The organism is Kribbella sp. NPDC048928, assembly GCF_043197975.1.
In the GTDB taxonomy this organism is placed as follows: domain Bacteria; phylum Actinomycetota; class Actinomycetes; order Propionibacteriales; family Kribbellaceae; genus Kribbella.
This window is the reverse complement of record NZ_JBICUC010000002.1, coordinates 123,845-148,623: the sequence shown is the minus strand read 5'-3', so window position 1 is coordinate 148,623 and position 24,779 is coordinate 123,845. Positions and strand designations below refer to the sequence as shown.

Here is a 24,779-nt window from a genome sequence, read left to right as displayed (position 1 = left end):
GCGGCAGAGTCTGGCACCGGGAGTATTTCCCACCAAACCAGGACTCCGTTCCCTTGTGGATAACCGACCGGCTCTGGATGCTGTTGCGCGGGGATCAGGCATTCGGCCTGATGGCAACACATCGGGGAGGGCCAGTCATGACGCAGCTTGCGGAGGGATTCGACGGCCTGCGGGCGGGACTGCGAGGAGCAGTACTTGCACCAGGCGACGAGGGGTACGACAACGCGCGGCGATTGTGGAACGCCGAGCACGTCAAGGAACCGGCGGTGATCGTCCAGGTACGGTCGGCCGGGGACGTCCAGGCCGCACTCCGGTACGCGGTCGCCGAGGGGCTCGAGATCGCGGTTCGCGGCGGCGCACACCACATCGCCGGGCTGTCGTCGGTGGACGGCGGACTGATGATCGACCTGAGCCGGCTGAACCAGGTCACGGTCGATCCGGAGGCGCGGCGCGCGCGGGTCGGTGGCGGCGCGCTGCTCCGGGACCTCGACGCGGCCACCCAGGAGCACGGCCTCGCGGTTCCGGCCGGCATCGTCAGCCACACCGGCGTCGGCGGTCTGACCCTCGGCGGCGGGATGGGACTACTGACCCGGTTGCACGGCCTCAGCATCGACAACCTGGAGTCGGTCCAGGTGGTCACCGCGGACGGCAGCATCCTGCGCGCCGCCGAGGACGAGAACACCGACCTGTTCTGGGCGATCCGCGGTGGTGGCGGCAACTTCGGTGTGGTCACCGAGTTCGAGTTCCGCCTGCACCAGGTCAGCCCGATGGTGAACTACGGCATCGTGTTCTGGGGACAGGAGCAGGGCGCGCAGATGCTCCGCGCGGCCCGGGAACTGATCCCGGCGTTGCCGCGCGAGGTCAACGTGGTGATCGCCTGCCTGAACGCGCCGCCGGCGCCGTTCGTCCCGCCGGAGCACCACTTCAAGCTCGGCTACGCGCTGCTGATCGTGGGCTTCGGGTCCGCCGAGCAGCACGCCGAGGCGATGGCACAGGTCCGGGGCCTGCTGCCACCGCTGTTCGAGTTCGCCACGCCGATGCCGTACGTCGCCGTACAGCAACTGCAGGACGAGCCGAACGCGTGGGGGACGTACCACTACGAGAAGGGGACGTACCTCGACGACCTGTCCGACGAGGCGATCGACACGATCACGGAGTACCTGCCGCGCAAGACGTCACCGCTGTCGGTCGCGATGTTCTACCACCTCGACCACGGCTACCTCGAGACCGCGGACGACGCGACCGCGTTCAGCGGGCAGCGCACCGAGCGGTACATGATGTTCGTCATCGCGACCACGCCGGTCCTGGAGGCGCTGGACGCCGAACGCGTCTGGGTGCGGTCGTTCTGGGACGCCCTGCAGCCGCACGCGGCGAACATCGGCAGCTACGTGAACGGCATGGCCGACGCGGACGAGGTGCGGCTGCGGGCGTCGTACGGCGACAAGTACGACCGGCTCGCTCAGATCAAGCGGAGGTACGACCCGGACAACGTGTTCCACCGCAATCTGAACATCAAGCCAGCGGCCGCTGGTAGTTGACGAACTTCTGATGGGTGGTGAAGCCGAGGCTCTCGTACAGGCCGAGCGCACCGGTCGGGTTCTCGGCGTCGACGCCGAGCGACACCCGCTGGTAGCCGGCCTGTGCAGCCGCGGCGAGGACCTTCGCCAGCGCCGCACGGGCGAGCCCGCGGCCGCGGTACGCGCGCCGGGAGCCGACCTGGCCGACGTACAGCTCCCGGATGCCGGTCGCCTCGGTGTCGGCCGGGTACTCGTACCCGTTCACGTACGCCGCCACGGTCCCGCCGTCGAGGACCACGTACGACTGTGAGCCGCGGAACGCCCGCGACCCGACGTTGCGGGCGCGCCACGTCTCCACGGTGGGACGCGTCCACCCCCAGTGGTCGGAGAACGCCTCGAAATGCGCCTCGCGCAGCTCGTCCTCGTAGGACGGGTCGTACGCGCTCAGCTGGAGCCCGTCTGCCAGCGGTGTATCTGGCACCGGCTCGTCGAGCGGGCGGCGCATGTCGAAGAAGTACCGCACCTCCTCGAAGCCGAGGCTCCGCATCAGGGCGGTCGCACCGTCGTTCGTACTTACCGCGCCGGAGCTCACGTACCCGGGGGCCTCGGGGTGCTTGGCAGCGTGCAGCTCGCCGGCCCGGTTGATGAGCCACTGCATCAGCTGCGTTCCGAGACCACGCCGACGCCACTCGGGGTCGATGGTTCCCTCGGTCCGCACCCGGTCGACGTCGACGACCGAGTGCGAGACCTGCGTGAAGCCGTACCCGATCAGCCGGCTGTCGACCCACAGACCCATGCTGTCCGTGGAGAGGTCGACGCCGGGCACCTGCATGTCCTCGGCAAGATCCCCGGCGTCGAAGTTCTCGCCCTCCTGGTCGACCTTCTCCTTGGCGGCCAGCAGGGCCACCAATGCGTCGACGTCGTCCAGCGTCAGCGGACGCGCCTCGATCCCATCCGGCCAGTTCATGGGTCGAAGGTACGACGTCCGCCCGGACACCGGCACGTCAATTTGCGGTGAGTTGCTCCGCGAGCCACTTCACCGCCATCGGGTAGCGGTACTCGATCCCGCCGTGCGTCCCCTCGAACAGCTCGAAATGCAGCCGCGCGTCCGGCACGCCGGCCTGCTGCGCCGCCTGGTGGAACGCCGTCGCGCCCAGATCGAGGTAGTACTCGTCCTGCCGTCCGGCGTCTATCCACACCGCGCGCAGGGAGCCCAGCGCGTCGGCGTACTGCGGTTGCTTGGCCATCTCGACCGGGTCGCGGGACATCCAGCGCGCCCAGATGTCCGGGATGATCGACCCGAGCTCGTCGAACGGCAGCAGCACAGTGCCGTCGGGCTCCGCGGAGTACGCCGACGCGTACCCGTAGATCTCCAGCAGGTGCAGGTCCTCCATCGTTGTCCGCCCGGCCTTGGTCTCCAGCACCTCGAAGTACTTCTCGTAGCTGCCCTCGTACTTGTCCCGCAGCGTCCGCGCCCGCTCCGGGAACTCCGGCCGGTAACAGACGTCGAACAGCGCGTCACCCGCGTGCGTAGCAAGCGCCCCGAACACGTCCGGCCGCATCAGCGGCGTCACCATCGCCGTGTAGCCACCACTCGACTTGCCGGTGACGGCGCGGTGGTCGCGGTCGGCGATGGTCCGGTACGTCGCGTCAACCCACGGCACGATCTCGTCGCACAGGTACGACTGGTACTGCCCGGTGCCCGGGGAGTCGAGGCACTGGCTGCCGCCGTACCGCGTCCAGGAGTCGACGAACACCACGATCGCCCGCGGCACGCTCTCGTCTTGGAACATCGCGTCCAGCAACTCCGGGTACGGCTGACGGAACGGGGCCCGGTTGAACCACATGCCGAGGTGACCGGTGTACCCCATCGTCACGTAGATCGACGGGTAGCGGTCCGTCGAGTCGTCGTAGCCGGGTGGCACGTAGACCAGCACAGGGCGCTCATGCGGGTCGCCGAGCGGGTTGCCGCGCAGCAGTTCGCTTGTGTACGTCGTCTGATCCAGGCGTCCCTTGTACTCGGCCGACCACGGCAGCATGCGGTACCTCCAGGTGAGTCACATCGCGTCGGGGGCCTCGAGACCCAGCAGGCCGAGTCCATCCTGCAACACCTTCCGCGTTGCTGTGCAGAGGGCAACCCGGCTTGCCCTGGTCGCACCTGTACTGCTCAGCACCGGACACTGCTCGTAGAACGTGGAGAGGGCGGATGCGACGTCGTACAGGTAGGTACAGAGCCGGTGCGGTTGCAGCGTCTCTGCGACCTGCTCCACGGTGGCGGCGAAGCCGGTGAGGAGGAGCGCGAGCCGCTGCTCGGCCGGGTCGCGGAGCTCAGTCACCTTGCCGCTCGGTTCCCCGGCCTTGGTGAGCAGCCGGGTGAGCCGGGCGTGCGCGTACTGCAGGTACGGTCCGGTGTTGCCCGTCATCGCGACCATCCGGTCCAGGTCGAACATGTAGTCGTTGCCGCGGTCGCCGGCCAGGTCGGCGTACTTGACCGCGCCGATTCCGACCGCCCGCGCGGTCGCCTCCCTGTCGACGCCCTCCCGTCCGGCCAGCAACGCGTCCGCCCGTGCGACCGCGCTGTCGAGCAGCTCGACAAGCTTGACCGTGCCGCCTTCCCTTGTTTTGAAGGGCTTTCCGTTCGGCCCGAGTACGGTGCCGAACGAGACGTGTTCTGCCGGTACGTCCTCGGGCAGCCAGCCGGCAGCCCGCGCGAGCGTGAAGATCATGTCGAAGTGCAGCGCCTGCCGGTGGTCGACCACGTACACGATCCGGTCGGCATGCAACGTGCCCACCCGATGACGTACGGCGGCCAGATCCGTTGCGCTGTAGCCGAAACCACCGTCCGACTTCCGCACGATCACGGGCAGCGGCGCGCCGTCCCGTCCCGCGTACCCGGGCAGGAACGCACACATCGCGCCGTCCGACTCGGTCAGCAGTCCCTGCTGCTCGAGCTCGTCGACGACCCGCGGCAGATCGTCGTTGTACGCACTCTCGCCGACCACGTCCGCGCGCTGCAGATTCGTACCGAGCAGCGCGTACACCTTGTCGAAATCGTCCAGCGACACGTCGACCATGTGCCGCCACATCGCCCGCGTCTCCGGATCACCCGACTGCAGCGCGACAACTCTCAACCGGGCCTTGTCCGCAAAGGTGCCATCGGCATCGAAATTCCTCCTGCTCCGCTCGTACAGATGCTGCAATCCCTCCAGATCAAGGGACTCCGCGGCTAGGCCCTCCTCGAGCAGCTGCTCGATCATCATCCCGTACTGGGTGCCCCAGTCGCCGACATGGTTCTGCCGGATCACGTCGTACCCGGCGAATGTCAGTACGTTGCAGACCGCGTCGCCGATCACCGTGGACCGCAGATGGCCGACGTGCATCTGCTTTGCGACGTTGGGTTGCGAGTAGTCGACGACGACCCGTAGACCATTGTTTTCGAACGTCTGCGGCGCATTGACCGCGTCGGCCAATGCCTTGGGCAACAGTGTCAGGTTGATGAAGCCGGGGCCGGCGATCTGTGGCAGCTCGCACAGATCGGCGAGCTGGAGCTCGGCGACCAGGCGTGCGGCAACGGACCGCGGTGATTCGCCGAGTGCGTTGCTGATCCGGAGCGCGACATTGCTCTGGTAGTGGCCGAACTCGGGCTTGGTCGCCGACCGGAGCTCCGGATCGTACGGCGCACCGAAGACGGCCTCCGCGGCAGCGGTGATTCTGGCAGACAGGACAGGCAGCAATGCGGACATGACAGAGTCCTTTTAAGGAGACGCGACTGGAACAGGTTGGGGTGTTCAGACAGTGCGTCGTCGTCGCAGGCTGAAGCGCACGCGAAGGGCGTGGGACGGCTTCAGGCTGATCGACATGTCAGCCATTATGCACGAAGTACGCCGACGGCGCCGGGGTCCGGTCGGCCAGCGGCACGATCGCCGGTACGTCGGTCTCGCCCAGGAACACCCGCCGGACGACCCGTTCGGCCGCGTGCCCGTCGTCGAACTCGCAGAACTTCTCCCGGAACAGCTGCCGGTGCTTGGCCGCCTCGGGAGCGGCGAACGTACCGTTCCGGAGCACGGCGAGCAGCTCCTCGGTGGAGTGCGCGACCACCCCCGGCGGGAACTCGGTGACGTCGAAGTACGTGTTGTGCCGGTCGTGGTCGGGCTGCAGGACGATCGGCCGGTCGAGGTTCGCATAGTCGAAGGTGATCGGCGAGCAGCCGGCGATCAGGACGTCGGCGGCCAGCATCAGCTCCTCGACCGGTGCCTCCGGCAACAGTACGCGCGTGTTGCCGCCCGCCACGGCGGCCAGCTGGCCCGGGTCGGCGCCGCCGTCGTCCGGCGCGACGTACAAGATCACCAGGTGCGAGTCGTCGAACCCCAGGCCGGCGCGGATCGCGCGGACCTGGTCGAGGGTGGTGGTCAGCAGCCGGTCGTTGCGCGGATACCCGTACTCGAGCTCCTCGAAGTAGGCCGGGTAGGTGCGCTCCCAGATCTCCGAGGAGTACCGGTTCGCGGACAGGTTGAAATCCCAGCGGTCGACCTCGCGCATGAACTCGTCCTTGCCCTCTTCGGGAAGGTTCAGCGTGGTCAGCGGCGTACCGTGCTGGGTCTGCAGGTGGATCTGGCCCTCGCGCTTGTCCAGCTCCTTCGGCCAGTTGGTGTTGCTGACGAAGTACGTCGCCTTGCTGAGCAGCTTCTCGTACGCGGGGGACTCGGCGACGACGTACTCGACGCCCTCCGGGATCGCGCTCAGGTGCTCGCCGTCGACGACCCAGACGCCGCGCAGGTGCGGCGCCAGCTCGGCCGCCTTCTCATAGATTGCCCGCGGGTTGCCGGCGTACTGCGTGAACCGGCCGGCCGCGTACGTGACCAGGTTCGGATCGAGCTTGCCGCGACGCAGCAGCTTGCCGACCGTCTTGCGCGGGCTCGGCACCTGCAGCATCCGCTTGCTGAGCTTGAGCGTCGAGTAGGTCGCGTAGTCGTCGTGCATGATCAGCCACCGCTTGAACCCACGGGCCGTCCGGTCGGTGCTGTAGCCGTCGGGCTTCCAGCGCTTGGCGAACGCGTACGCGGCGTGGAAGAACTCGGCCCGGTCGTCGGGGTCGATCCGCTCGGGCTTGGCCAGCACGGCGAGGATGTGGTCCACCGACCGGTCGAACGCGAACCGGCGCCAGCCGGCCAGCTCCGGGTCGGACTGGATGAACGCGTGCACCCGGTCGTACTGGTCGAAGATGTCCCACTGCCGGCGGCCGCTGGTGGCGTGGATGTTGCCGCCGGTGCGGTGCTGGCGGTAGTGCACGACGATCCGGTCGAGCGTCGCGATCCGCTCGGCGGTGAGCATCGTCGAGTACGTCCACGGGGCGTCCTCGTAGAAGCCGCCGGTGAACGCGAACCCGTGCCGGGTCAGGAAGGCCCGCCGGTACGCCTTGTTCCAGACGACCTCGAGGAAGGTCAGGAAGATCGGCCGCTCGGCCGCCGTGAACATCCCGGCGCCCTCGCGCGCGAACGCGTCGTGGCGCTGACTGCCGAGCACCCGGCCGTCCCAGAAGATCCGCTCGTAGTCGAACATCACGATGTCCGGCTGGCCCCGGAAGGTCGTCGCGTCGTCGATCCGGGTGGCGATCGCCTCCAGCGAGCCCTGCGTGTAGCTGTCGTCGGCGTCCAGGAACAGCACGTACTCGCCGCGGCACTCCCTGAGCCCCGCGTTCCGCGCCGGGCCGAGGCCGACGTTCTCGTCCAGGTGCAGCGCCCGCACCCGCGGGTCCGCGGCGGCGTACTCGTCCAGGATCCGGCCGGAGCCGCCCGGGTCGGCGTCGTCCACGCCGATCACCTCGAAGTCGGTGAACGACTGACCGAGCACCGAGTCCAGGCACGGCCGCAGCCACGCCCGCGAGGCATGGCAGGGGACCACGATGCTGAACCTGGGGACGGTGCCGAGCGCCATACCGCGTCATCCTAGGCTGCGGTCATGAGTGATGACGTGTTCGCGCCGTTGGCGGGGCTGGAAGGGGTCGGGTCCGCGGCACAGGCGGCTCGGGACGCGGTCGACGTACTGCTCCGGGATCGTGGCCTGCGGCGGGTCGGTTCGGACATGACTGCCGAGGCGTTGCTGCGCGGTGCGCATGCGTCCGCCGCGCTGGCCGGCAGCACGTCGGCGGTGGAGGACGTACGGGCAGGTAACGCGGACGGACTCGCCTCCGGCGCCGTACGGATCACCGGTGAGCTGATGGCGCTGGCGTCCCAGGTGGACAAGGCGCCGGTGCAGGTCTGGACCAGACTGCACCAGTTGGCCGCCGCCGACCTCGGGCCCGACGCCGAGCTCGGGCACCTGCGAACCGCCGCCGAGCCGATCCCCGACGACATCCCGGGCCTGCCGCCCGCGCCGCCGGCCGGCGAGATGTGGGAGCGGCTGAGCGCGCTCGCGCAGAACCTCACCCGCCCGACGAAGGCACCCGGTCTGGTGGTCGCCGCGATCGTGCACGCCGAGCTGGCCGTACTGCGGCCGTTCCCGACCGCCAACGGACTCGTCGCCCGGGCCGCCGAACGCTGCCTGTTGGTTGCCCGAGGCATCGACCCGGTCGCGGTCACGGTGCCGGAAGGCGGTCACTATGTGTTGCAGGCGACCTATGTGCCGGGGCTCGTCGACTACACAGCGCGAGGTTTGACCGGAGTTCGTGATTGGTTGCTGCGGTCCTGCGAGGTTGTGACAAAAGGTGCCGAGCTGTCGCCGCTCGCCCCCTGAACGTGCGAACGGCGCTCTCACGGGGAGAACGCCGTCGCTGACACGTCACCCTGGTTACCATGCGTGCACCGGTATGCCGCCACAGGACGAAGCCTGGGTCGCGCTGCCCCTTTGGGATGGGCTGGTCGCCGCGTGGGTGCCTGGGTTCTCGTGCAATCTCTACCGGACCCGAAGGTCCTTTGTTGATTCCTTTGTACTCCTGAAACCCCTTTCTGTGAAGGGGATACGCCGTCTTCATGGAGTTGAGAACAATGAAGCTATCTTCAGCTTTCAGTCTTGGTGGGAGCGCCGGCGGGAGGCCAGGAACAGTGCTCCGGCGGCCACGGCGGCGACCGCGACGGCGGCTACAGCGGGTCGCCGTACGGCCGGGAATCCCTTGCGTTCCGAGGGCTCCGCGAACTCCAGCACGGGCCAGCCGCGCTCGATCGCGATCCGGCGCAGCGCCTTGTCCGGGTTGACCGCGTACGGGTGCCCGACCGCCGCCAGCAACGGCTCGTCGGTGATCGAGTCCGAGTAACCGTAGGAGGTCGCCAGGTCGTAACCCTCGGCCGCGGCCAGGGCCTCGATCGCGGTCACCTTGTGCGGACCGTACGCATACTCGGCGATCTCGCCCGTGTACTTGCCATCGGCAACGACCATTCGGGTGGCGATCACCCGGTCGGCACCGAGCATCTCGCCGATCGGCTCCACCACCTCGGCGCCGGACGAGGAGACGATCACCACGTCCCGGCCGGCCCGGTGGTGCTGCTCGATCAGTTCGACGGCCTCGGTGTGGATCATCGGCCGGACGATGTGGTCGAGGGTGTCGGCGACGATCGCCTTCACGGTCGAGACGTCCCAGCCGGTGCACATCGCGGAGATGTACTCGCGCATCCGCTCCATCTGGTCGTGGTCCGCGCCGCCGAGCAGATAGACGAACTGCGCGTACGCGCTCCGCAGTACCGTCCGGCGATTGATCAGTCCGCCGGCGTAGAACGGCCGGGAGAACGCCAGGGTGCTCGAGCGCGCCAAAATGGTCTTGTCCAGATCGAAGAAGGCCGCCGATCGAGGTGTCCCGGAGTGCGCCATGCAGTCGAGGATAGGAGCTACGGCGAAACGCCGGGGGACCCGGGCTTTTGTGTGGGCCGGTATCCCGTTAGACTGGTTCGTAGTGTGACAGTGACACTGGCTCGAAGCGCCCGATCGGGTGTGAACAGCACCCGGGTGACACGCCGTCGGTCGAAATCGAACCGAGATGTGTGAAGCCTGGACTTGGGGGGTACATACCCCCTGACAGTGGCAGACTGTCGCCTCCTGAACGGCCCCCGGCTCCTCCCCCCGAGCCCGTGGCCGAAGACGGCCCCCGGTCACCCCCCCGCCGGGGGCCGTCGCCTTTCTCCCTCCAGCCAAGTAAGCGTAAAGATTTTCGCTTTTCTGTGCGTGGGAGCGTTCCCACTTTATGTAGGGTCTTGACAATGTAATTGCCTGGTCACAGGTTGTAAGGCATGAAACCGCCTGCACACCGCCCCCAGGCAGCGGTCGTCATCAGCCTGCTCGCCGTAGTCATGGCCTTCCTGGTCCCCGGTTCCGCTACCGCATCCACCAATCCCGTCGCCGAAGCCGGCAACCTCGTCACGAACGCCGGCTTCGAGTCCGGCTCGCTCTCCGGATGGTCATGTCCGGCCGGCGGCGTCACCACCTCCGCGCCGCACTCCGGCTCGTACGCCCTGTCGGCGACACCGAGTTCGAGCGACATTGCCCAGTGCTCACAGTCGATTGCGGTCCAGCCCAATACGGCGTACACGCTGTCGGCCTGGGTCAAGGGATCGAACGTGTACCTCGGCGTGGACGGTGGTGGCTCGACGTGGACGACCAGCTCAGGTTGGTCTCAGCTGACCGTCCCGTTCACCACGGGCAACGTCTCGTCGGTGACGATCTACGTGCACAGTTGGTACGCGCTACCGGCGTACCAGGTCGACGACGTCGTACTGGACGGACCGGGCGGGGCTGTGGACACGACACCGCCCTCGACGCCGGGTGGTCTGGCCGTCGGCAACCCGACGTCCAGTTCACTGAAGCTGACCTGGTCGGCCGCGTCGGACGCGAGCGGCATCGACCACTACGACGTCGTCCGGGGAACCGGTGCGGCGCAGAGCGTCGGCAACGTCACCAGTTGGACCGCGACCGGTCTGGCTGCCGCGACGACGTACTCGTTCAAGGTGCGGGCGTGTGATCCGAGCGGCAACTGTTCGCCGTACGGCGCCGCGGTCTCGGGAACCACGTCCGACGGCGGGACGAACCCGCCGGTCAGCAATCTGCCGGCGCACGTGCTCACCGGGTACTGGCAGAACTTCAACAACGGCGCGACGGTCCAGAAGATCTCCGACGTCCCGGCGGCGTACGACCTGATCGCGGTGGCCTTCGCGGACGCCGACGCGTCGAAGCCGGGGGCGATCACGTTCAACCTGGACAGCGCCGGGCTCGGCGGGTACACCGTCGACCAGTTCAAGGCGGACATCGCGGCGAAGCAGGCGGCCGGTAAGAAGGTCATCCTGTCCGTCGGCGGTCAGAACGGCACCGTCTCGGTCGCCGACCCGACGGCCGCGGCCAACTTCGCAGCGAGCGCGCTGTCGGTGCTGCGTACCTACGGGTTCGACGGGATCGACATCGACCTCGAGAACGGGGTCAACGCGCAGTACCTGGGTCAGGCGTTGCAGAGCCTGCAGAGCCAGTTCGGCAGCGGCCTGGTGATCACCATGGCGCCGCAGACGATCGACATGCAGAGCACCTCGACGGAGTACTTCAAGCTGGCGCTGGCGATCAAGGACATCCTGACCATCGTCAACGTGCAGTACTACAACTCCGGTTCCATGAACGGCTGCAACGGACAGGTGTACTCGCAAGGCTCGGTCGACTTCATCACCGCGCAGGCGTGCATCATGCTGCAGGGCGGCCTGCGACCCGACCAGGTCGGACTGGGCCTGCCGGCGTCGTCCCGGGCGGCCGGCAGCGGGTACGTCGACCCGGCCGTCGTCAACAACGCACTCGACTGCCTTACGAAGGCCACCGGGTGCGGCAACTACAAGGCGAGCTCGCCGTGGCCGTCGCTGCGTGGGGCGATGACCTGGTCGACCAACTGGGACGCCGCGAACGGGAACCAGTTCGCCTCACAGGTCGGCGGCCATGTGCACAGTCTGCCCTGATCATGCACAACTATCGTCCGGCTCCCCTTCTGGAGGCGCTCGGTGTCTGCTCGGAGGACGAGCAGCTCTACCGGGTGCTTCTGGCCCGCCCGGAGTCCACTGCGACTGACCTCGCTGCATCCGTCGACTGGCCCGCCAATCGGGTCAGCCGGCACCTACGCTCGCTGTTGTCGCTCGGCCTGGCGTCCCGTACGCCAGGCCGACCGGCCCGCTACCTCCCCGCCGTACCGGAGGCTGCGGTCGAGCTGCTCGCGCTCCGGAAGCAGGCCGCGATCGTGGAGGCCCGGCTGGGCGCTGCGGTGCTGACTGCCGAGTTCCGGCAGCCGGATGCGTTCACGGTGATCCGTGGGACCGAGGCGATCGCGCAGCGGTTCTACCAGGCTCAACAGTGCGCCCAGGACGAAGTACTCGTGCTGGATCAGCTGTTGCTGTCGCGCCGTCCTGGGGTGACCTATCGAACGATCTACGACATGGCGTCGCTGTCGTCGCCGGGCGATCTGGTTGCTGCTCGTTCGGCGGGCTGTTGCCGGATGCTTCGTGACGTACCGCTCAAGCTGGTCGTCGTCGACCGTCGAACTGCGTTGCTGCCGACGGGTACGGATGTCGTCGTGGAGCTAGGTCCTTCGAGCCTGCTGGATGCTCTGCTGCGTTTGTTCGACCTCCTGTGGCAGCAGTCCAGCCCGCTGGCACCGTCTGGCTCTGAGGGGCCGTTGACCGCCGAGGACCAGCAACTGCTGTCGCTGGCGGCCGCGGGGCTCACGGACCAGGCGATCGCTCGCCGGTTGGGAGTGGCTCAACGAACCGTGGAGCGCCGAATGCAGCGCATCCTGAAGACTCTCGACGCCACAACCCGCTTCCAAGCAGGCCTGCGAGCCGGTCAGCAGGGCCTGCTCGTCTAGTCGGTCACGTCCGCAACGGTGGCGCTCAGGGCCTTGGTGAGGGCTTGGGCGTCCACCGTGATGCCGACGCCGTGGTCGCCGCCGCCGATCGAGATGGTGCCGGTGATCCGCTCGTCCGCGATCACCGGCCAGTTGTGCGTACTGCCGAGCGGTGTGATCGTGCCGCGCACGTACCCGGTCACGTCGAACGCGGTGTCCTTGTCGGGCATCGAGATCCGGTTCACGCCGAGCAGCCCCCGCAGCTTCGGCCACGCGATCTCGCGATCGCCCGGCACCAGGACGAACCGGTAGTCGTCGTCCGACAGCCGCACCACGATCGTCTTGATCAGCCGGGACGGCTCGATACCGCGGGCGGCCGCGGCCTCCTCCAGGGAATTCACCCGGCCGTGCTTGGTCACCTCGTAGCTGAGCCCCAGCTGATCGGCGGCATCGGTAGCTTTCGTCACGTGGCTAGTTTGGCACTCTGCTGGGAACGTTCCGCAGGAGCAGAGCGAGAACCAAAGCCACCACGAACAGCACACCGGCCTCTCCTGCCACCCCGATCCATTGCGCGCGGCTCCATGCCGTGCCTGCCAGTCCTCCGAACACCGAGGAGCCCAGGTAGAAGAAGAAGAGATACATGCTCGAGGCCTGGCCGGTTCCGACGCCGCTGGCATGCGCCCGGGCCGGCACCCACCCGCTGGCTACGCCGTGGACCGCGAAGAACCCGGCCGTCATCACAGCCAGCCCCAGCACGATGAGGGGCAGCGGGGCGGCCAGAGTGATCGCGACACCGGCCAGTGTGATCAGGCAGCCGATCGGAACGACGGCCCGCCGCCCGTACCTGTCTGCCAGTGTTCCCGCGGTGGCTGAGCCCGCGGACCCGAGCAGGTAGACACAGAACACCAGTCCGGCGGCTCCTGCGCTCAATGCGTACGGCGAGCCGGACAACCGGAACACTGCGCCGTTGTAGACGGCTACGAAGGCGCCCACCGCCGTCGCGGCGATCCCGTACAGGGCGATCAGCGCAGGGTCCCGCAGTACGCGGAACAGGTCGCGCGGCTGCGCAGCACTCGGGTGGAAGTTGCGCGACTGGGGGAGCAGGAGCCAGACGACGACCGCGCACAGTACGCCGACCACGGCGATCCCGCCGGTGGCGAAGCGCCAGCCGCCGAGGTCTGACAATCCGCCCGCGATCAAGCGGCCCGCCATACCGCCGACCGCCGTACCCGCGATGTAGAGGCCGCTGGCGCGTGCATGGCTGTCCTGGTGCACCTCTTCACGCAGGTAGGCCATGGCCACCGCCGGGAGCCCAGCCATCGCGATCCCCTGCAGACCGCGCAGCGCGAGCAGCAGGTGCCAGGTCGGCGCGAACGCGCTGAGCAGTGCGAAGACAGAGGTCGCCGCCACCGACCAGCGCATCAGGTTGGTCCGGCCGAGGACCTCGGACGCCGGACCGGCGACCAGCAGCGCCAGACCGAGGCCGAAGGTGGCGAACGAGACGCTGAACGCACTCTGACTCGGCGATACGTGGAAGGCATCGACCAGCTGCGGCAGCAGCGGCTGGGTGCTGTAGAGCAGGGCGAACGTCGCGAGACCGGCCGCGAACAGGGCGACGGAGAGCTTGCGGTACTCCGGGGATCCGGGCAGGTACCCGGTCTGCTGCGCGGCCGATTGGTGCATGTCTTCGACAGTCGCACGCCTGGGACGATACGTAAAATGTCGACCTCAGCGACAACCGATACGCTTTTAGCATGCATGTCGAGGATCTGCGGTGGTTCGTCGTCCTCGCGGAGACCGAGCACCTCACCGAGGCGGCCGCCGCGCTCGGCACCAGTCAGCCGAATCTGTCCCGGTCACTGCAGCGCGTGGAGCGGGCGTTCGGCGTGCCGTTGTTCGAACGAGAGCGGCGCGGCGTACGGCTCAATCCGTACGGACGGCTGGTGCTCGAGGCAGCGCGGGCCAGTACGGCGGCGGTCGACCTCTCCCAGCGCCGGATCGACGCGCTGCTCGACCCGGACTCCGGCACGGTGCGGCTCGCGTTCCTGCATTCGGTGGCGACCACGCTGATGCCGGACCTGCTGAAGGCGTTTCGCGCAGTGGCGCCGCACGTGGAGTTCGAGCTGCGGCAGGAGCCGGCGCACGACATCGTCCAGGACCTGGAGAGCGGCGAGGCGGAGATCGCGATCATCGCGCCGCGGCCGGACCCCGAGCGCTTCGGCTGGCACCTGCTGGAGCGGCAGCGCGTCTGCCTGTACGTACCGCCGGGCCATCCGCTGGCGTCCCGGCGGCAGGTCGAGTTGGAGGCGGCGCGGGACGAGGCGTTCGTCGGGCTGCAGCCGGGGTTCGGATTTCGGCGGGTGACCGATCGGTTGTGCCGCGAGGCCGGGTTCAGCCCCCAGTTGGCGTTCGAGGCGACCGACCTGGCGACGATCGACAGCATGGTCGGTGCGGGGCTCGGCGTGGCGATCCTGCCGGCCGGGGCGGTCCGTGGCAGCGACAGCGGGGCGGTGTCCGTCCCGCTGGCCGGCGTCCGGGCGCGTCGGGAGATCGGCATCTCGTGGCGGCTGGGGACGCCGTTGACGCCCGCTGCGGAGCGATTCCGGACGTTCGTCCGGTCCCGGCCCGTGACGGCCACTTGACCGTTCGGAGGCCGACTTCTGTAGCGTTCGTCCCATTTTCGCGGTGTCGACTTGCGAGCAGGGGGCATTCCGCCGCACTCTTTCCTCCGTGAGGAAGCGTCTGGGTGGGTTTCGGCCGAGTCGCCGGCTGCTGTTCGCGGCCGGGACCGCGGCGGCTGCGTCGACGGTCGCCGTCACCACTGCCGAGGCGGCGTCGGGATCCCCGGCGGTCGCGGGCGCTCCGCGCGTGTCGCTCGGGGCCTACGGTTCCGGCGTGCTCAGCGACTGGGAGCGGTTCGCCCACGCGACCTCGAACGAAGCTCAGATCCGCAAGGCGCGGGAGACCGACGGCGTCTTCATGTTCGGCGACAGCATCGGCGTCCAGGACGCCCCGCCGTTGGCCCGGCAGCTGGCCCAGCTGGGGATCAGCATGGCCGTCAACAACTGGGCGGGCCGCCCGGTGGAGCCGGCCGTGGACGTGCTCGACGCCTGGGCACAGGAGTACGGCCTGCCGCACCGGATCCTGATGTCGGTCGGTTCCAACGACATCTTCGCGCCGCCCGCCGTCCAGGAGCAGGTCGACCGGACCATGCAGATCGTCGGCGACGAGCGGACCGTGTACTGGGTAAACGTCCAGGCGGCGCGGACCGGCGTCATCCCGGAGGTCAAGGTCGCGGACCAGCGCAACAGCGCGTGGATCAACCTGCAGCTGGCCGAGGCGCAGAGGCGCTACGACAACCTGCGGATCGTGCACTGGGCCGAGCACCTCGCCTCCAGCCCGAACCGGCTCTCCCGGCTGCTCCGCGACGGCCTGCACCCGTCGGTCACGCTCGGCCAGAACGCCCGCAACGGCCTGATAATCTCCGCCCTCAAAGCCGGCTGAGCACGGCCCCCCACGCCGCACCCAGCCGACCACCGTTCGCAAACCTCTTAGAAGCCTGCGGCCTCAGCTTCCCGACCTTCTCAGAAGCCTGCGGCCTCCCCACCTCACCTTCTTTTTCTTCTTTTTCTCAGAAGCCTGCTGTGATCCGGGTGAAGTCCCAGTCGCCCTGGGCGATTCCACTGCAGTTCGACACCACGCCACCCCCGGCGCAACCGCGATCGCGGTTCACCGACCAGAACGCCAGCCGGGCGAGCCCGTTGCTCTTCGCCCAGTTCGTGATGTTCTGCCAGGTCGCGGTCGTCGTCATCTCCTGCTGATCGGACAGACCGTTCATCCCGGAGATCCCCTGATGCGCGTACGCCTCCGCGGCGGACCACCCGAACGTCGCCTTCAGCTTGTTGTTCAGCCCCTGCGACGCCCCGACCGTGTCGTTGTAGATGTTCGAGCTGCCGAAGTCGAACGGCATCAGTGTGAAGATGTCGATGTTCGCGCCGAGCTCCTTCGACCGGTCGATCAGCCGGTTGCCGTAGTAGTTCGGCCCGGTCGTCGACGTACCGAACGTCAGGATCGTCTGGATCCCCGGGTTGTTCTGCTTGACGATCTTCAGCGCGTTCAGGATCCGGTCCTGTACGGCCTCGTTCTCGAACTCGTCGGAGTTCTCGATGTCGACGTCGATCGCCTTCAGGTTGTAGGCGTTGATCACCTGCTGGTACGCGCCGGCGAGTGCTTCCGGCGTACTGCAGTTCGGCCCGAGCTTGTTGCCGCTCCACCCGCCGATCGACGGTACGACGTCACCGCCGGCCGCGCGGATCGCGGCGATCGCGTTCGCGTCCGTACCGCCCTGCAGCGGACGGCTGCCGTCCCACGCCGGGTTGCAACCACCGGAGGCGAGGACGAACGCCATCGTGAACCACTTGATCCCGGTCGCGTTCATCACGGTCGCCGGGTTCGGCGGGTCGCCCCAGCCCATGTAGAGGTACGGCGCGGCCTGCTTGGTTCCGGTGTTCCCGCCACCGGTGCCGGTCTTGACCGAGATGGTGCCGCTCTTCGGCCCCTCACCGGCGCTGTTGGACGCGCTGACCTGGTAGCTGTACGAGGTGTTCGCGGACATCCCGGAGTCGGTGTACGACGTACCGGTCGGACTGCCGACCTTGCTGCCGTTCCGGTAGACGTTGTAGCTGGTCGCACCGGAGGCGGCCGACCATGTGAGGCTCACCGACGACGCTGATGCCGTACCGGAGAGACCGGTCGGCGCACCAGGGACGGTGCCGCCACCGCCGCCCGAGCACGAGCCGCCGTTCAGACGGCAGGCGGCGAGGCCCGGGAAGTTGCCGGGGCTGCCGTTGAAGCCGAAGGTGACAGTCGCGCCGGGGGCGAGCGGACCGGCCCAGCTCGGCGGGGTGAATGTGTGCGTCTGTCCACTGCTGGTGTGGTTGGCGTCCCAGGCGGAGCTGACGCTGTAGCCGGACGGGAAGTCGAGTGCGACCGACCAGGTGCTGAGGGAGCTGGTGGTGCCGTTCGTGACGGTCACCTTCCCCTCGAAGCCACTGCCCCAGTCGGACACTTTGGTGAAGCCGGCAGTGACGCCTGCCGCGCTGGCCGCCTGTGCGGTCAACAGAGCGACGACCACCGCGGTGATGGCGGCTATCGCCAGAGAGATGCGTTTCATGATGCTCCGATCAGTGGGCGGTACGTGATCAGACCCGTCCCCAGAGTGCGGGGACGTTCGGCGGTTCCCAGCCGGTCAGGGAGGTGTGCCCCTGGATGCACTTGTAGGTGACGCCGTCGTACGTCACGAGCGCACCGGTCGCGTACGCCGTGTTCGGCGCCCACGGCGACGCCTGCCCCGGAGGTGTGGTCGGGGGAGTCGTGGGAGGTGTGGTTGGCGGAGTAGTAGGCGGTGTGGTCGGCGGCGTCGTGGGAGGCGTCGTCGGCGGTGTGGTGGGCGGGCCGCTGCAACCTGCGGTGCCAGCGTTGACCGAGTCGACCACGTTGTTGAAGAGGGTGACTCCTGGGTCCAGTGCCTCGAGCGAGTACATCATCGCGCCGGCCAGCCCGTTGCAGTGCTGGTAGTCGGCCTTCGCCTTGATCGACTGGGCGTTGTCACCGGACCAGAAGGTGCCGTTGCTGTAGAACCAGCTCGACTTGGTGGTGTCGTCGAAGAACGTGGCGGACGGGTTGTCGACGAAGCCGGTGAGCTCCTTGTAGAACGACACTCCCGGCACGTTGCCACTCAGCGCGTGTCCGTCGGCCGGCCCGGTCGCCGTCTGGTACTTGCCGTTGTCGGTGGCGGGTACGCCCTTCCATCCCCTGTAGTAGAAGGGATATCCGATACTCAGCTTGTTCGCCGGGAAGCCGCCGGGAATGCCGTACGCCGGGTCGCCCGTCGTCCACGCCTTCACTGCGGCGTCGACCGAGTACTTGCCCTGACCAGGTGGGATGGGGTTGCTGGGATCGTTCGGTGCCGTGTACAGCGGGTCCTGGAAGTTCGTCGGACCCGTGGCCTCCCAGCCGCCGTGCATGTCGTACGTCATCACGTTGTTGTAGTCGAGGTACTGCCCGATCTTGTCGGTCTCGATCGTGGCGATCTTGTCCTGGCCGGCCGGGGTGGCAGCGGTCAGGTAGTACTTCCTGCCGGTCTGGCCGCCGTACGCGTCGAGTTGCGCACGGAACTCGGCCAGCAGCAGCGTGAAGTTCTGCTTGTCCGCGGCGCTGTAGTGGTTGCCGACGTGACCGTTGGGCGAGCCAGGGTACTCCCAGTCGATGTCGACGCCGTCGAAGATTCCGGCCGCCGAGCCGGCACCGCCGAAGCCGTCGATGACCGGCAGGTCGCCCTTCAGGAACATGTTCACGCAGGAGCTCACGAAGGCCTTGCGCTTGGCGTCGGTGGAGGCGGCGTCGGAGAAGTACTTCGAGTACGTCCAGCCGCCGATCGAGATCAGGATCTTCAGGTTCGGGGACTTCGCCTTGAGCTTCTTGAGCTGGTTGAAGTTGCCCTGGATCGGCTGGTTCCAGACGTCACCGACACCGTCGACGCTGATGTCCGCGCCGTACGACTTGCCGTAGTCGGCGAACGCATCGCCGGCCCCGTCACCTGCGTTCGGGTTGTTCTCGTCCTGGGACGCGGCCTTGTTGGCCATGAAGCAGGTGTGGTTCACCGGATCGATGTTCGCGAAGGCGTAGTTCAGGATGTCGAGCTTCCCGGCGGCACCGGTGGTGACGAGGTTCTTCGGGTAGAAGGCGTTGGCGTAGATCCCCCATTGGGTGAAGTACGCCGTCTTGACACCACCGGTGGTCGCCTGAGGCGCCGCGGTGGCTGCGTTGGCCGTCGTGGCGTCCGGGGTCGCGAGAGAGACGCCGGCGGCGGTGATCAGGGCGGTGGCCGCGACGGCGGCGGTGGCTGCGAGCGTGCGTAATCGACTCATCTGGTTCCTCCGGAGCATGGGACGGAAGCGGTCCGGTGAAATTTAGTTAAAGACGCTTCGAAAGGAACCGTAACCGTTCCCGGCGGGTTGGTCGCGGGCTCGTCGTGGCGGGTTCCCGCTGCTGACGGGAATCCGACAGCCCTTTGTCCACAGGGATCCGATGCCGTGTCGGGAACGACCCGAACAACGGCATGTTCTAGGCATGGACACGAACTCACCAAGCTCATCGGTGCTGATGGCAACCACCAACGACGATCTCCTCGACGACTTCCTCCGGCTGGCGGCGGCCGCGTCCGTCACGCCCCAGGTCGTGGCAGACCTGGTCGATCTGCGGCGTTTCTGGCACACCGGCTCGCTGGTCGTGGTCGGCCGCGACCTGGCCGAGCGGCTGGCGCGCGTGCAACCCGCACACCGGCCGAATGTCGTCGTGGTCGGTTCGGCCGCCGACGGCGACGACCTCTACCGCTCCGCCTTCGACATCGGTGCCGACGTGGTCTGCCGGTTGCCGGCCGACGAGCCCTTGCTGGCCGGCAAACTCGCCGACGCCCTCGACGGTTCCCCGCGCACCGCCGTCACGCTGGCCTTCGTCGGTGGCTGCGGGGGAGCGGGCTCGACCACGCTGGCCGCCGCGGTCGCCGTCGTGGGCAACCGTCGCGGCTTCCGGACGACCCTCATCGACGGCGACCCGCTCGGTGGCGGCATCGAGCTTGCCCTCGGCCTCGAACGCGATCCCGGCGACCGCTGGCCCAAACTGCTGAACGCTTCGGGCCGGGTCGGCGCCGCCGCGCTCCGCTCCGCCCTGCCGTCGGTCGACGGCCTCGCGGTCCTGTCCTGGGACCAGTCCGACGTCACGGTCCTGCCACCGGACACGATGAGTTCGGTGATCGGCGCGGCCCAGCGCAGCGCCGACCTGGTCGTCCTCGACCTTCCGAGACGCGCTGATCCCACCGTCGAGGAGGGCTTCATCCGCGCCACAGCCACGCTCCTCGTCGTCCCGTGCGACGTCCGCTCGGTGGCCGCCGCCAAACGCCTGTCCGGCCCGCTCCGCTCTGTCGCCGGAGACCTCCGCGTCGTCGCCCGCGAATCCCGCCCGGGCCTCGCCGCCGACGACATCGCCGCGCACCTCTCGTTGCCCTTAGCAACAAAACTCGCGATCGACCCGCAAATCCCCACCGCCATGGACCAAGGCCGCTTCGCCCTCCGCCGCCGAAGCCCCCTGACCCGAGCCGCCACCAATATCCTCACCCTCTTCACCCCCACCACCCCGCAACCACCTCACCCCGCCCACCCATCTGACCCCGCTGCCCCGCGCACACACCTGACCGCGACGCCTGCCCAGCCACCTGACAGGACGCCCCGCCCACGCACCTGATCACGACGCCCCGCGCATCTCGGCCCGCCATTTCCGGAGCCCGCATGACTACTACTGCTGTTCCCACTGACCTTCTCGACCGCGTCCGCGGCACGCTCGCCCTCACCGGCGCCGAACCGACACCCGTGCACGTCGCAGCAGCGCTCCGTGCCGATGGCACGATCTGCGGCGACGCGATGGTCCTCGCCGTCGTCACCGCCCTCCGCCGCGAAGCCCTCGGCGCCGGACCCCTCGACAGCCTCCTCGCCGAGCCCGGCGTCACCGACATCCTGGTCAACGGCCCCGACGAGGTCTACATCGACCGCGGCAACGGCCTCGAGTTCATCGCCATCCGCACCGGAGACGAACAAGCCATCCGCCGGCTGGCCACCCGCCTCGCCGCCGCAGCCGGCCGCCGCCTGGACGACTCCACTCCGTACGTCGACGTACGCCTCTCGGACGGCACCCGCTTCCACGCCGTCCTCGCCCCGATCGCCGCCCCCGGCACCTGCCTGTCCCTCCGCGTCCCGTCCCGCAAAGTCTTCACCCTCGACGACCTGATCGCCCTCGGTGCCTTGCCGCCCGCAGGCGCAGAGATCCTCCACGACCTCCTCGACTCCCGACTGGCCTTCCTGATCAGCGGCGGCACCGGCACCGGCAAGACCACCCTGCTCAATTCTCTGCTCTCATTGGCAAATCCCGCCGAACGCCTCGTCCTCGTCGAGGACGCCAACGAGCTCCGCCCCAACCACCCCCACGTGGTACGCCTCGAGGCCCGCCCACCCAACGTCGAAGGCGCCGGCGAGATCTCCCTCCGCGACCTCGTCCGCCAAGCCCTCCGCATGCGCCCCGACCGGCTGGTCGTGGGCGAAGTCCGCGGCGCCGAGGTGGTAGATCTCCTGACCGCCCTGAACACCGGCCACGAAGGCGGCTGCGGCACCATCCACGCCAACTCAGCCTCCGACGTCCCCGCCCGTCTGGAAGCTCTCGGCGCCCTGGCCGGCCTGTCCCAAGCCGCCGTCCACAGCCAGGCAGCCTCTGCCTTGCACGCCGTCGTCCACCTGACTCGAACACCCGCAGGTCACCGCCGCATAGCCGAGATCCACACTCTCACCAAGCCCTCGGACGGCCCGCTGACCACCTACCCCGCGGTGACGTTCCACCCCGACAACACGCACACCCTCCACCCCTCAGCCCAGCGCTTCACGTCCAGAGCCGGTGCCGCATGACCCCAGCCGTCCTCGCCGCACTCCTTGCACTCGTGGCCTGCACCCTCGCCCTCCCACTCCCATCGCCCGGCCTGCACCGCCTGACACCCCAACCGTCACAACGCGAACACCCACCAACGAATCCCGACCCATCCAACTCCTCCTCAAGCAGCCGAAACTCGGCATACGTCGGTGGCAAGCCCGCACCGCGCTGGAAACGCCATCTCGGCCGCCGCCCCACCCGAGCCTGGCTGCTGATCCCCCCGGCCGTCGTATCCACGGCCTTCTTCGGCATCCAAGCTCTGGTCTCGACCCTCGCCATCACCGTCGTACTCGCCCTCATCGCCAACCAGCGAACCCATCACCAACAGCAGAAGGAAATCGCAGCCCGCCGCGCCACCATCATCGAGGCCCTCGACGTACTGTCCGCCGATCTCTCCGCCGGCCGCCCGCCCATCGCCGCCTTGGAAGGCGCCGCCTCGATCAGCCCCGACTTCGCACTTGCGCACGCCGCCGCCAAACTCGGCGCCGACGTCCCCGCCGTCCTGACCCGTTCCGCAAACACCCCAGGCGCGTCCAGCCTCCGCGCCCTGGCCGCTGTCTGGCGCGTCACCGAACAGTCCGGCGCAGCCTTCGCCACCCTCACCGAACGCCTCGCCAACGCCCTCCGCGCAGACGAAGCCATCCACCGCCAAACCGAAGCCAGCCTCGCCGGCGCCCGCTCCACCGCTCGAATCCTCGCCACCCTCCCCATCGCAGGCATCGCCCTCGGCTACGCCCTAGGAGCCCACCCCCTCACCTTCCTCACCACCACCCCACCCGGCTGGCTCTGCCTGACAACAGGCCTCTCCCTGACCGCCCTAGGCCTCCACTGGACCACCCACCTAGCCACTCCCCACCCCTAACCCACCCCGATCCCACCTGCACCTGTGTACGTGTCCACCACTCATGAGGCTCCGCATGCCCCACGCCGTAGCCGCCGCAGCAGCCATTGCCCTCAGCACCTATTTCCTGCTTCCCGCCCACCCGAATCTCCGCCGCCTCACCCGGCCCCAATCACCCACCAAGCCGCGCACCCCACGCGCCCATCGCCTGGCCGCGACCGCCGTCGCCCTGTCTGCCTTCGTCCTGATCGGCGTCCCGTGGGGCCTGATCCCAGCACTCATCGCGTACTACGCCATCCCCCGAGCAACAGCACGCCTGGAACCGGCCGCCACCAAACAACGCAACCACCGAATCGCCCACGATCTCCCCCTGGCGATCGACCTCCTGACCGCCTGCCTCCGCGCAGGCCGCCCGCCCCAACACGCCCTGGCCCTCGTAGCAGAAGCCCTCCCAGGCCCTCTCGCCGACATCTTCACCAGGATCGCCCACCACCTCGCCCTCGGCGCCGACCCGACCACCGCTTGGTCCCACCTACAAGCCGAATCGTCCTGCGCCCCCATGTCCCGAGCCATCACCCGTTCCCTCCGCTCCGGAGCCCCCCTCTCCAAAACCCTCGAACACCTCGCAGACGAAACCCGCCGCTCCCACCACCACGCCGCCGACCAACAAGCCCGAGCCGCCGAGTCCCGAGCCACCCTCCCGCTAGGCCTCTGTTTCCTCCCCGCCTTCGTCCTCCTCTCGATCGTCCCCACAATCGCCGACTCGCTGATCCCCTACCTCCTCCACCCCTGACCGCACCAAACAAGCACCCACCACCACACCAAGCCCCAAGCCCACCGCCGAACCGCGCCGTACCCGCAGGAGGCCAGATGCCCAAGACAGCAACAGCCACCAGCAACCTTCCGACCCTCCCCCCGACCACTCGCCGCGCCCTCAGCCAGCGCCTGTACGCGAAATGTCTCCAGCGCGTACGCCGAGCCTGTCACAGAGGCATCACCCGCAGACGTGCACGAACACAACTCGGAGCCATCACCGCCGAGTACGCGATCATGATCGTCGGCGCCTGCGCGATCGGCGGCGTTCTGGTCTCTCTCCTGAGATCACCCGCCATGCAGAACGCCCTCAAGGCGATCATCAACTACGGCCTCAAACTCGCCGGCGTAGAAGGCGTCCACCTTTAACCGCCCGGCTCGCACCCGACCCTCGATCCGGCGGCCGGCTGGTTCCCCCTCCCCGGCCGGCCGCCACCTCCAAGGAGCCGAATGCCCCTTCACCCGTTCTCCAGAACACCACCCGCCCTCACGTCGTCCCGACCCACCCGAAGACGCGTACCTCACCACCGCCGCACAAGCCGGAGACGTGCGGAGCGCGGGGCTGTAACGGCGGAGATGGCCTTCGCGCTTCCGGTTCTGATTTCCGTTCTGCTGTTGGGGATGTGGTCCATCGGTCTCGTCGTACTGAACATCCGCTGTATCGACGCCGCCCGAGATGTGGCCCGCGCAGTAGCCCGCGGCGAGTCCGTCGACCAAGCGAAAGCCATCGGTCAACACACAGTCCCATCCGGCACGATCACCATCACTCGCGACGGCTCAGACATCCACGTGACTGTGTCCAGCCCGCCTGCCCACAATGCGCCGCTCCTGACCTTCATCACCCCGACACGCCTCACCGCAACCGCCACCGTTCAAGCCGAGCCGGAGGTCCCATGAGCCGTTCCGAACGAGGCAGCGCCACCCTGCACGTGCTGTTCGCCGCAGTACTCCTCTTCACAACGTTTGCCGGCGCCATCCTCTGGTCAGCCATCTCCACGACCCGCCACAAACTCGCCGCCGCAGCCGACCTCACCGCCCTCAGCGCAGTCCAATCCCTCGGCGCCGCCCAATCCCTCGGTGCCTCCCACCCCGTGACCGCGTGCGGCGGCGCGGCTCGGGCGGCGGCGCTCAACCATGTTCAGTTGAGAGCGTGCGAAGTAACTTCCACGGCAGTGACCGTGGAGGTTTCGCTCGAGCTCGACCTCCGGTTGGCTCGCCCGACACTGACTGCGATCGCGCGCGCCGGGCCGGTGTGACGTTGTGGAGTCAGGCATCCGCACCGACC

At 68.3% G+C, this 24,779-nt stretch carries 22 protein-coding genes; 13 read left to right on the top strand and 9 right to left on the bottom strand.

The window, feature by feature from the left end:
• The first annotated feature begins 137 nt into the window (after nt 1-137).
• Nucleotides 138-1,538, top strand: a complete 1,401-nt coding sequence (locus tag ACGFI6_RS07485; RefSeq protein ID WP_393115983.1) for an FAD-binding oxidoreductase — start codon at nt 138-140, stop codon at nt 1,536-1,538.
• Here ACGFI6_RS07485 and ACGFI6_RS07480 read toward each other — a convergent pair.
• The 4 genes from ACGFI6_RS07480 to ACGFI6_RS07465 all read right to left on the bottom strand — a co-directional run bounded on the left by ACGFI6_RS07480 (nt 1,513) and on the right by ACGFI6_RS07465 (nt 7,451).
• On the bottom strand, nt 1,513-2,484 hold the full coding sequence (locus tag ACGFI6_RS07480) for a GNAT family N-acetyltransferase (RefSeq protein ID WP_393115981.1): 972 nt from the start codon (nt 2,482-2,484) through the stop codon (nt 1,513-1,515). The two genes, ACGFI6_RS07485 and ACGFI6_RS07480, sit on opposite strands and share 26 nt — an antisense overlap.
• A 37-nt stretch (nt 2,485-2,521) precedes the next feature.
• Nucleotides 2,522-3,556 carry an alpha/beta hydrolase-fold protein gene (locus tag ACGFI6_RS07475; protein ID WP_393115979.1) on the bottom strand — a complete coding sequence of 345 codons (1,035 nt, stop codon included), beginning with the start codon at nt 3,554-3,556 and terminating at the stop codon, nt 2,522-2,524.
• A gap of 18 nt (nt 3,557-3,574) precedes the next feature.
• Entirely contained in the window at nt 3,575-5,260 is a 1,686-nt protein-coding gene (argS, locus tag ACGFI6_RS07470) for an arginine--tRNA ligase (RefSeq protein ID WP_393115977.1), read from the bottom strand.
• Between the two features lie 118 nt (nt 5,261-5,378).
• On the bottom strand, nt 5,379-7,451 hold the full coding sequence (locus ACGFI6_RS07465; RefSeq protein ID WP_393115975.1) for a CDP-glycerol glycerophosphotransferase family protein: 2,073 nt from the start codon (nt 7,449-7,451) through the stop codon (nt 5,379-5,381).
• Nucleotides 7,452-7,475: 24 nt separating this feature from the next.
• Here ACGFI6_RS07465 and ACGFI6_RS07460 point away from each other — a divergent pair, with 24 nt between their 5' ends.
• Nucleotides 7,476-8,249, top strand: coding sequence for a Fic family protein (locus ACGFI6_RS07460; RefSeq protein WP_393115973.1), 774 nt, complete (start codon nt 7,476-7,478; stop codon nt 8,247-8,249).
• Between the two features lie 270 nt (nt 8,250-8,519).
• On the opposite strand, the gene ACGFI6_RS07455 is transcribed toward ACGFI6_RS07460, so the two are convergent.
• Nucleotides 8,520-9,317 carry an HAD family hydrolase gene (locus ACGFI6_RS07455; protein ID WP_393115971.1) on the bottom strand — a complete coding sequence of 266 codons (798 nt, stop codon included), beginning with the start codon at nt 9,315-9,317 and terminating at the stop codon, nt 8,520-8,522.
• A gap of 416 nt (nt 9,318-9,733) precedes the next feature.
• On the opposite strand from ACGFI6_RS07455, the gene ACGFI6_RS07450 reads away from it, so the two are divergent.
• Nucleotides 9,734-11,431, top strand: coding sequence for a chitinase (locus ACGFI6_RS07450; protein WP_393115970.1), 1,698 nt, complete (start codon nt 9,734-9,736; stop codon nt 11,429-11,431).
• 2 nt (nt 11,432-11,433) lie between these two features.
• Nucleotides 11,434-12,330, top strand: a complete 897-nt coding sequence (locus ACGFI6_RS07445; protein WP_393115968.1) for a helix-turn-helix domain-containing protein — start codon at nt 11,434-11,436, stop codon at nt 12,328-12,330.
• Here ACGFI6_RS07445 and ACGFI6_RS07440 read toward each other — a convergent pair.
• Together ACGFI6_RS07440 and ACGFI6_RS07435 are read right to left on the bottom strand one after the other, a co-directional pair.
• A complete protein-coding gene (locus ACGFI6_RS07440) occupies nt 12,327-12,776 on the bottom strand; it encodes an aminoacyl-tRNA deacylase (RefSeq protein ID WP_393115966.1) in 450 nt (149 codons plus the stop codon). The genes ACGFI6_RS07445 and ACGFI6_RS07440 overlap by 4 nt on opposite strands.
• Before the next feature lie 4 nt (nt 12,777-12,780).
• A complete protein-coding gene (locus ACGFI6_RS07435; protein WP_393115964.1) occupies nt 12,781-13,992 on the bottom strand; it encodes an MFS transporter in 1,212 nt (403 codons plus the stop codon).
• Nucleotides 13,993-14,063: 71 nt separating this feature from the next.
• On the opposite strand from ACGFI6_RS07435, the gene ACGFI6_RS07430 reads away from it, so the two are divergent.
• Together ACGFI6_RS07430 and ACGFI6_RS07425 are read left to right on the top strand one after the other, a co-directional pair.
• Nucleotides 14,064-14,951 carry a LysR family transcriptional regulator gene (locus tag ACGFI6_RS07430; RefSeq protein WP_393115962.1) on the top strand — a complete coding sequence of 296 codons (888 nt, stop codon included), beginning with the start codon at nt 14,064-14,066 and terminating at the stop codon, nt 14,949-14,951.
• Nucleotides 14,952-15,039: 88 nt separating this feature from the next.
• Nucleotides 15,040-15,813: a hypothetical protein gene (locus ACGFI6_RS07425; RefSeq protein WP_393115960.1), complete on the top strand. Its 774-nt coding sequence runs from the start codon at nt 15,040-15,042 to the stop codon at nt 15,811-15,813.
• 127 nt (nt 15,814-15,940) lie between these two features.
• Here ACGFI6_RS07425 and ACGFI6_RS07420 read toward each other — a convergent pair whose 3' ends face one another.
• Both ACGFI6_RS07420 and ACGFI6_RS07415 read right to left on the bottom strand, forming a co-directional pair.
• Nucleotides 15,941-17,482 carry a cellulose binding domain-containing protein gene (locus tag ACGFI6_RS07420; protein ID WP_393115958.1) on the bottom strand — a complete coding sequence of 514 codons (1,542 nt, stop codon included), beginning with the start codon at nt 17,480-17,482 and terminating at the stop codon, nt 15,941-15,943.
• Nucleotides 17,483-17,510: 28 nt separating this feature from the next.
• Complete coding sequence (locus ACGFI6_RS07415) at nt 17,511-19,238, bottom strand: glycosyl hydrolase family 18 protein (RefSeq protein ID WP_393115956.1); 1,728 nt, start codon at nt 19,236-19,238, stop codon at nt 17,511-17,513.
• 202 nt (nt 19,239-19,440) lie between these two features.
• Here ACGFI6_RS07415 and ssd point away from each other — a divergent pair, with 202 nt between their 5' ends.
• The 7 genes from ssd to ACGFI6_RS07380 all read left to right on the top strand — a co-directional run bounded on the left by ssd (nt 19,441) and on the right by ACGFI6_RS07380 (nt 24,750).
• Nucleotides 19,441-20,610 carry a septum site-determining protein Ssd gene (ssd, locus tag ACGFI6_RS07410; protein WP_393115954.1) on the top strand — a complete coding sequence of 390 codons (1,170 nt, stop codon included), beginning with the start codon at nt 19,441-19,443 and terminating at the stop codon, nt 20,608-20,610.
• Between the two features lie 44 nt (nt 20,611-20,654).
• Nucleotides 20,655-21,818 (top strand): TadA family conjugal transfer-associated ATPase, encoded by a 1,164-nt coding sequence (locus ACGFI6_RS07405; protein ID WP_393115952.1) that lies wholly within the window; start codon nt 20,655-20,657, stop codon nt 21,816-21,818.
• Entirely contained in the window at nt 21,815-22,702 is an 888-nt protein-coding gene (locus ACGFI6_RS07400) for a type II secretion system F family protein (protein WP_393115950.1), read from the top strand. Before ACGFI6_RS07405 ends, ACGFI6_RS07400 begins: the two co-directional genes overlap by 4 nt.
• A 55-nt stretch (nt 22,703-22,757) precedes the next feature.
• Nucleotides 22,758-23,474: a type II secretion system F family protein gene (locus ACGFI6_RS07395; protein WP_393115948.1), complete on the top strand. Its 717-nt coding sequence runs from the start codon at nt 22,758-22,760 to the stop codon at nt 23,472-23,474.
• A gap of 77 nt (nt 23,475-23,551) precedes the next feature.
• Entirely contained in the window at nt 23,552-23,863 is a 312-nt protein-coding gene (locus tag ACGFI6_RS07390; protein ID WP_393115947.1) for a DUF4244 domain-containing protein, read from the top strand.
• 81 nt (nt 23,864-23,944) lie between these two features.
• Nucleotides 23,945-24,391 (top strand): TadE family type IV pilus minor pilin, encoded by a 447-nt coding sequence (locus ACGFI6_RS07385; protein WP_393115946.1) that lies wholly within the window; start codon nt 23,945-23,947, stop codon nt 24,389-24,391.
• Nucleotides 24,388-24,750, top strand: a complete 363-nt coding sequence (locus ACGFI6_RS07380) for an Rv3654c family TadE-like protein (protein WP_393115944.1) — start codon at nt 24,388-24,390, stop codon at nt 24,748-24,750. Before ACGFI6_RS07385 ends, ACGFI6_RS07380 begins: the two co-directional genes overlap by 4 nt.
• Nucleotides 24,751-24,779: the final 29 nt, after the last annotated feature.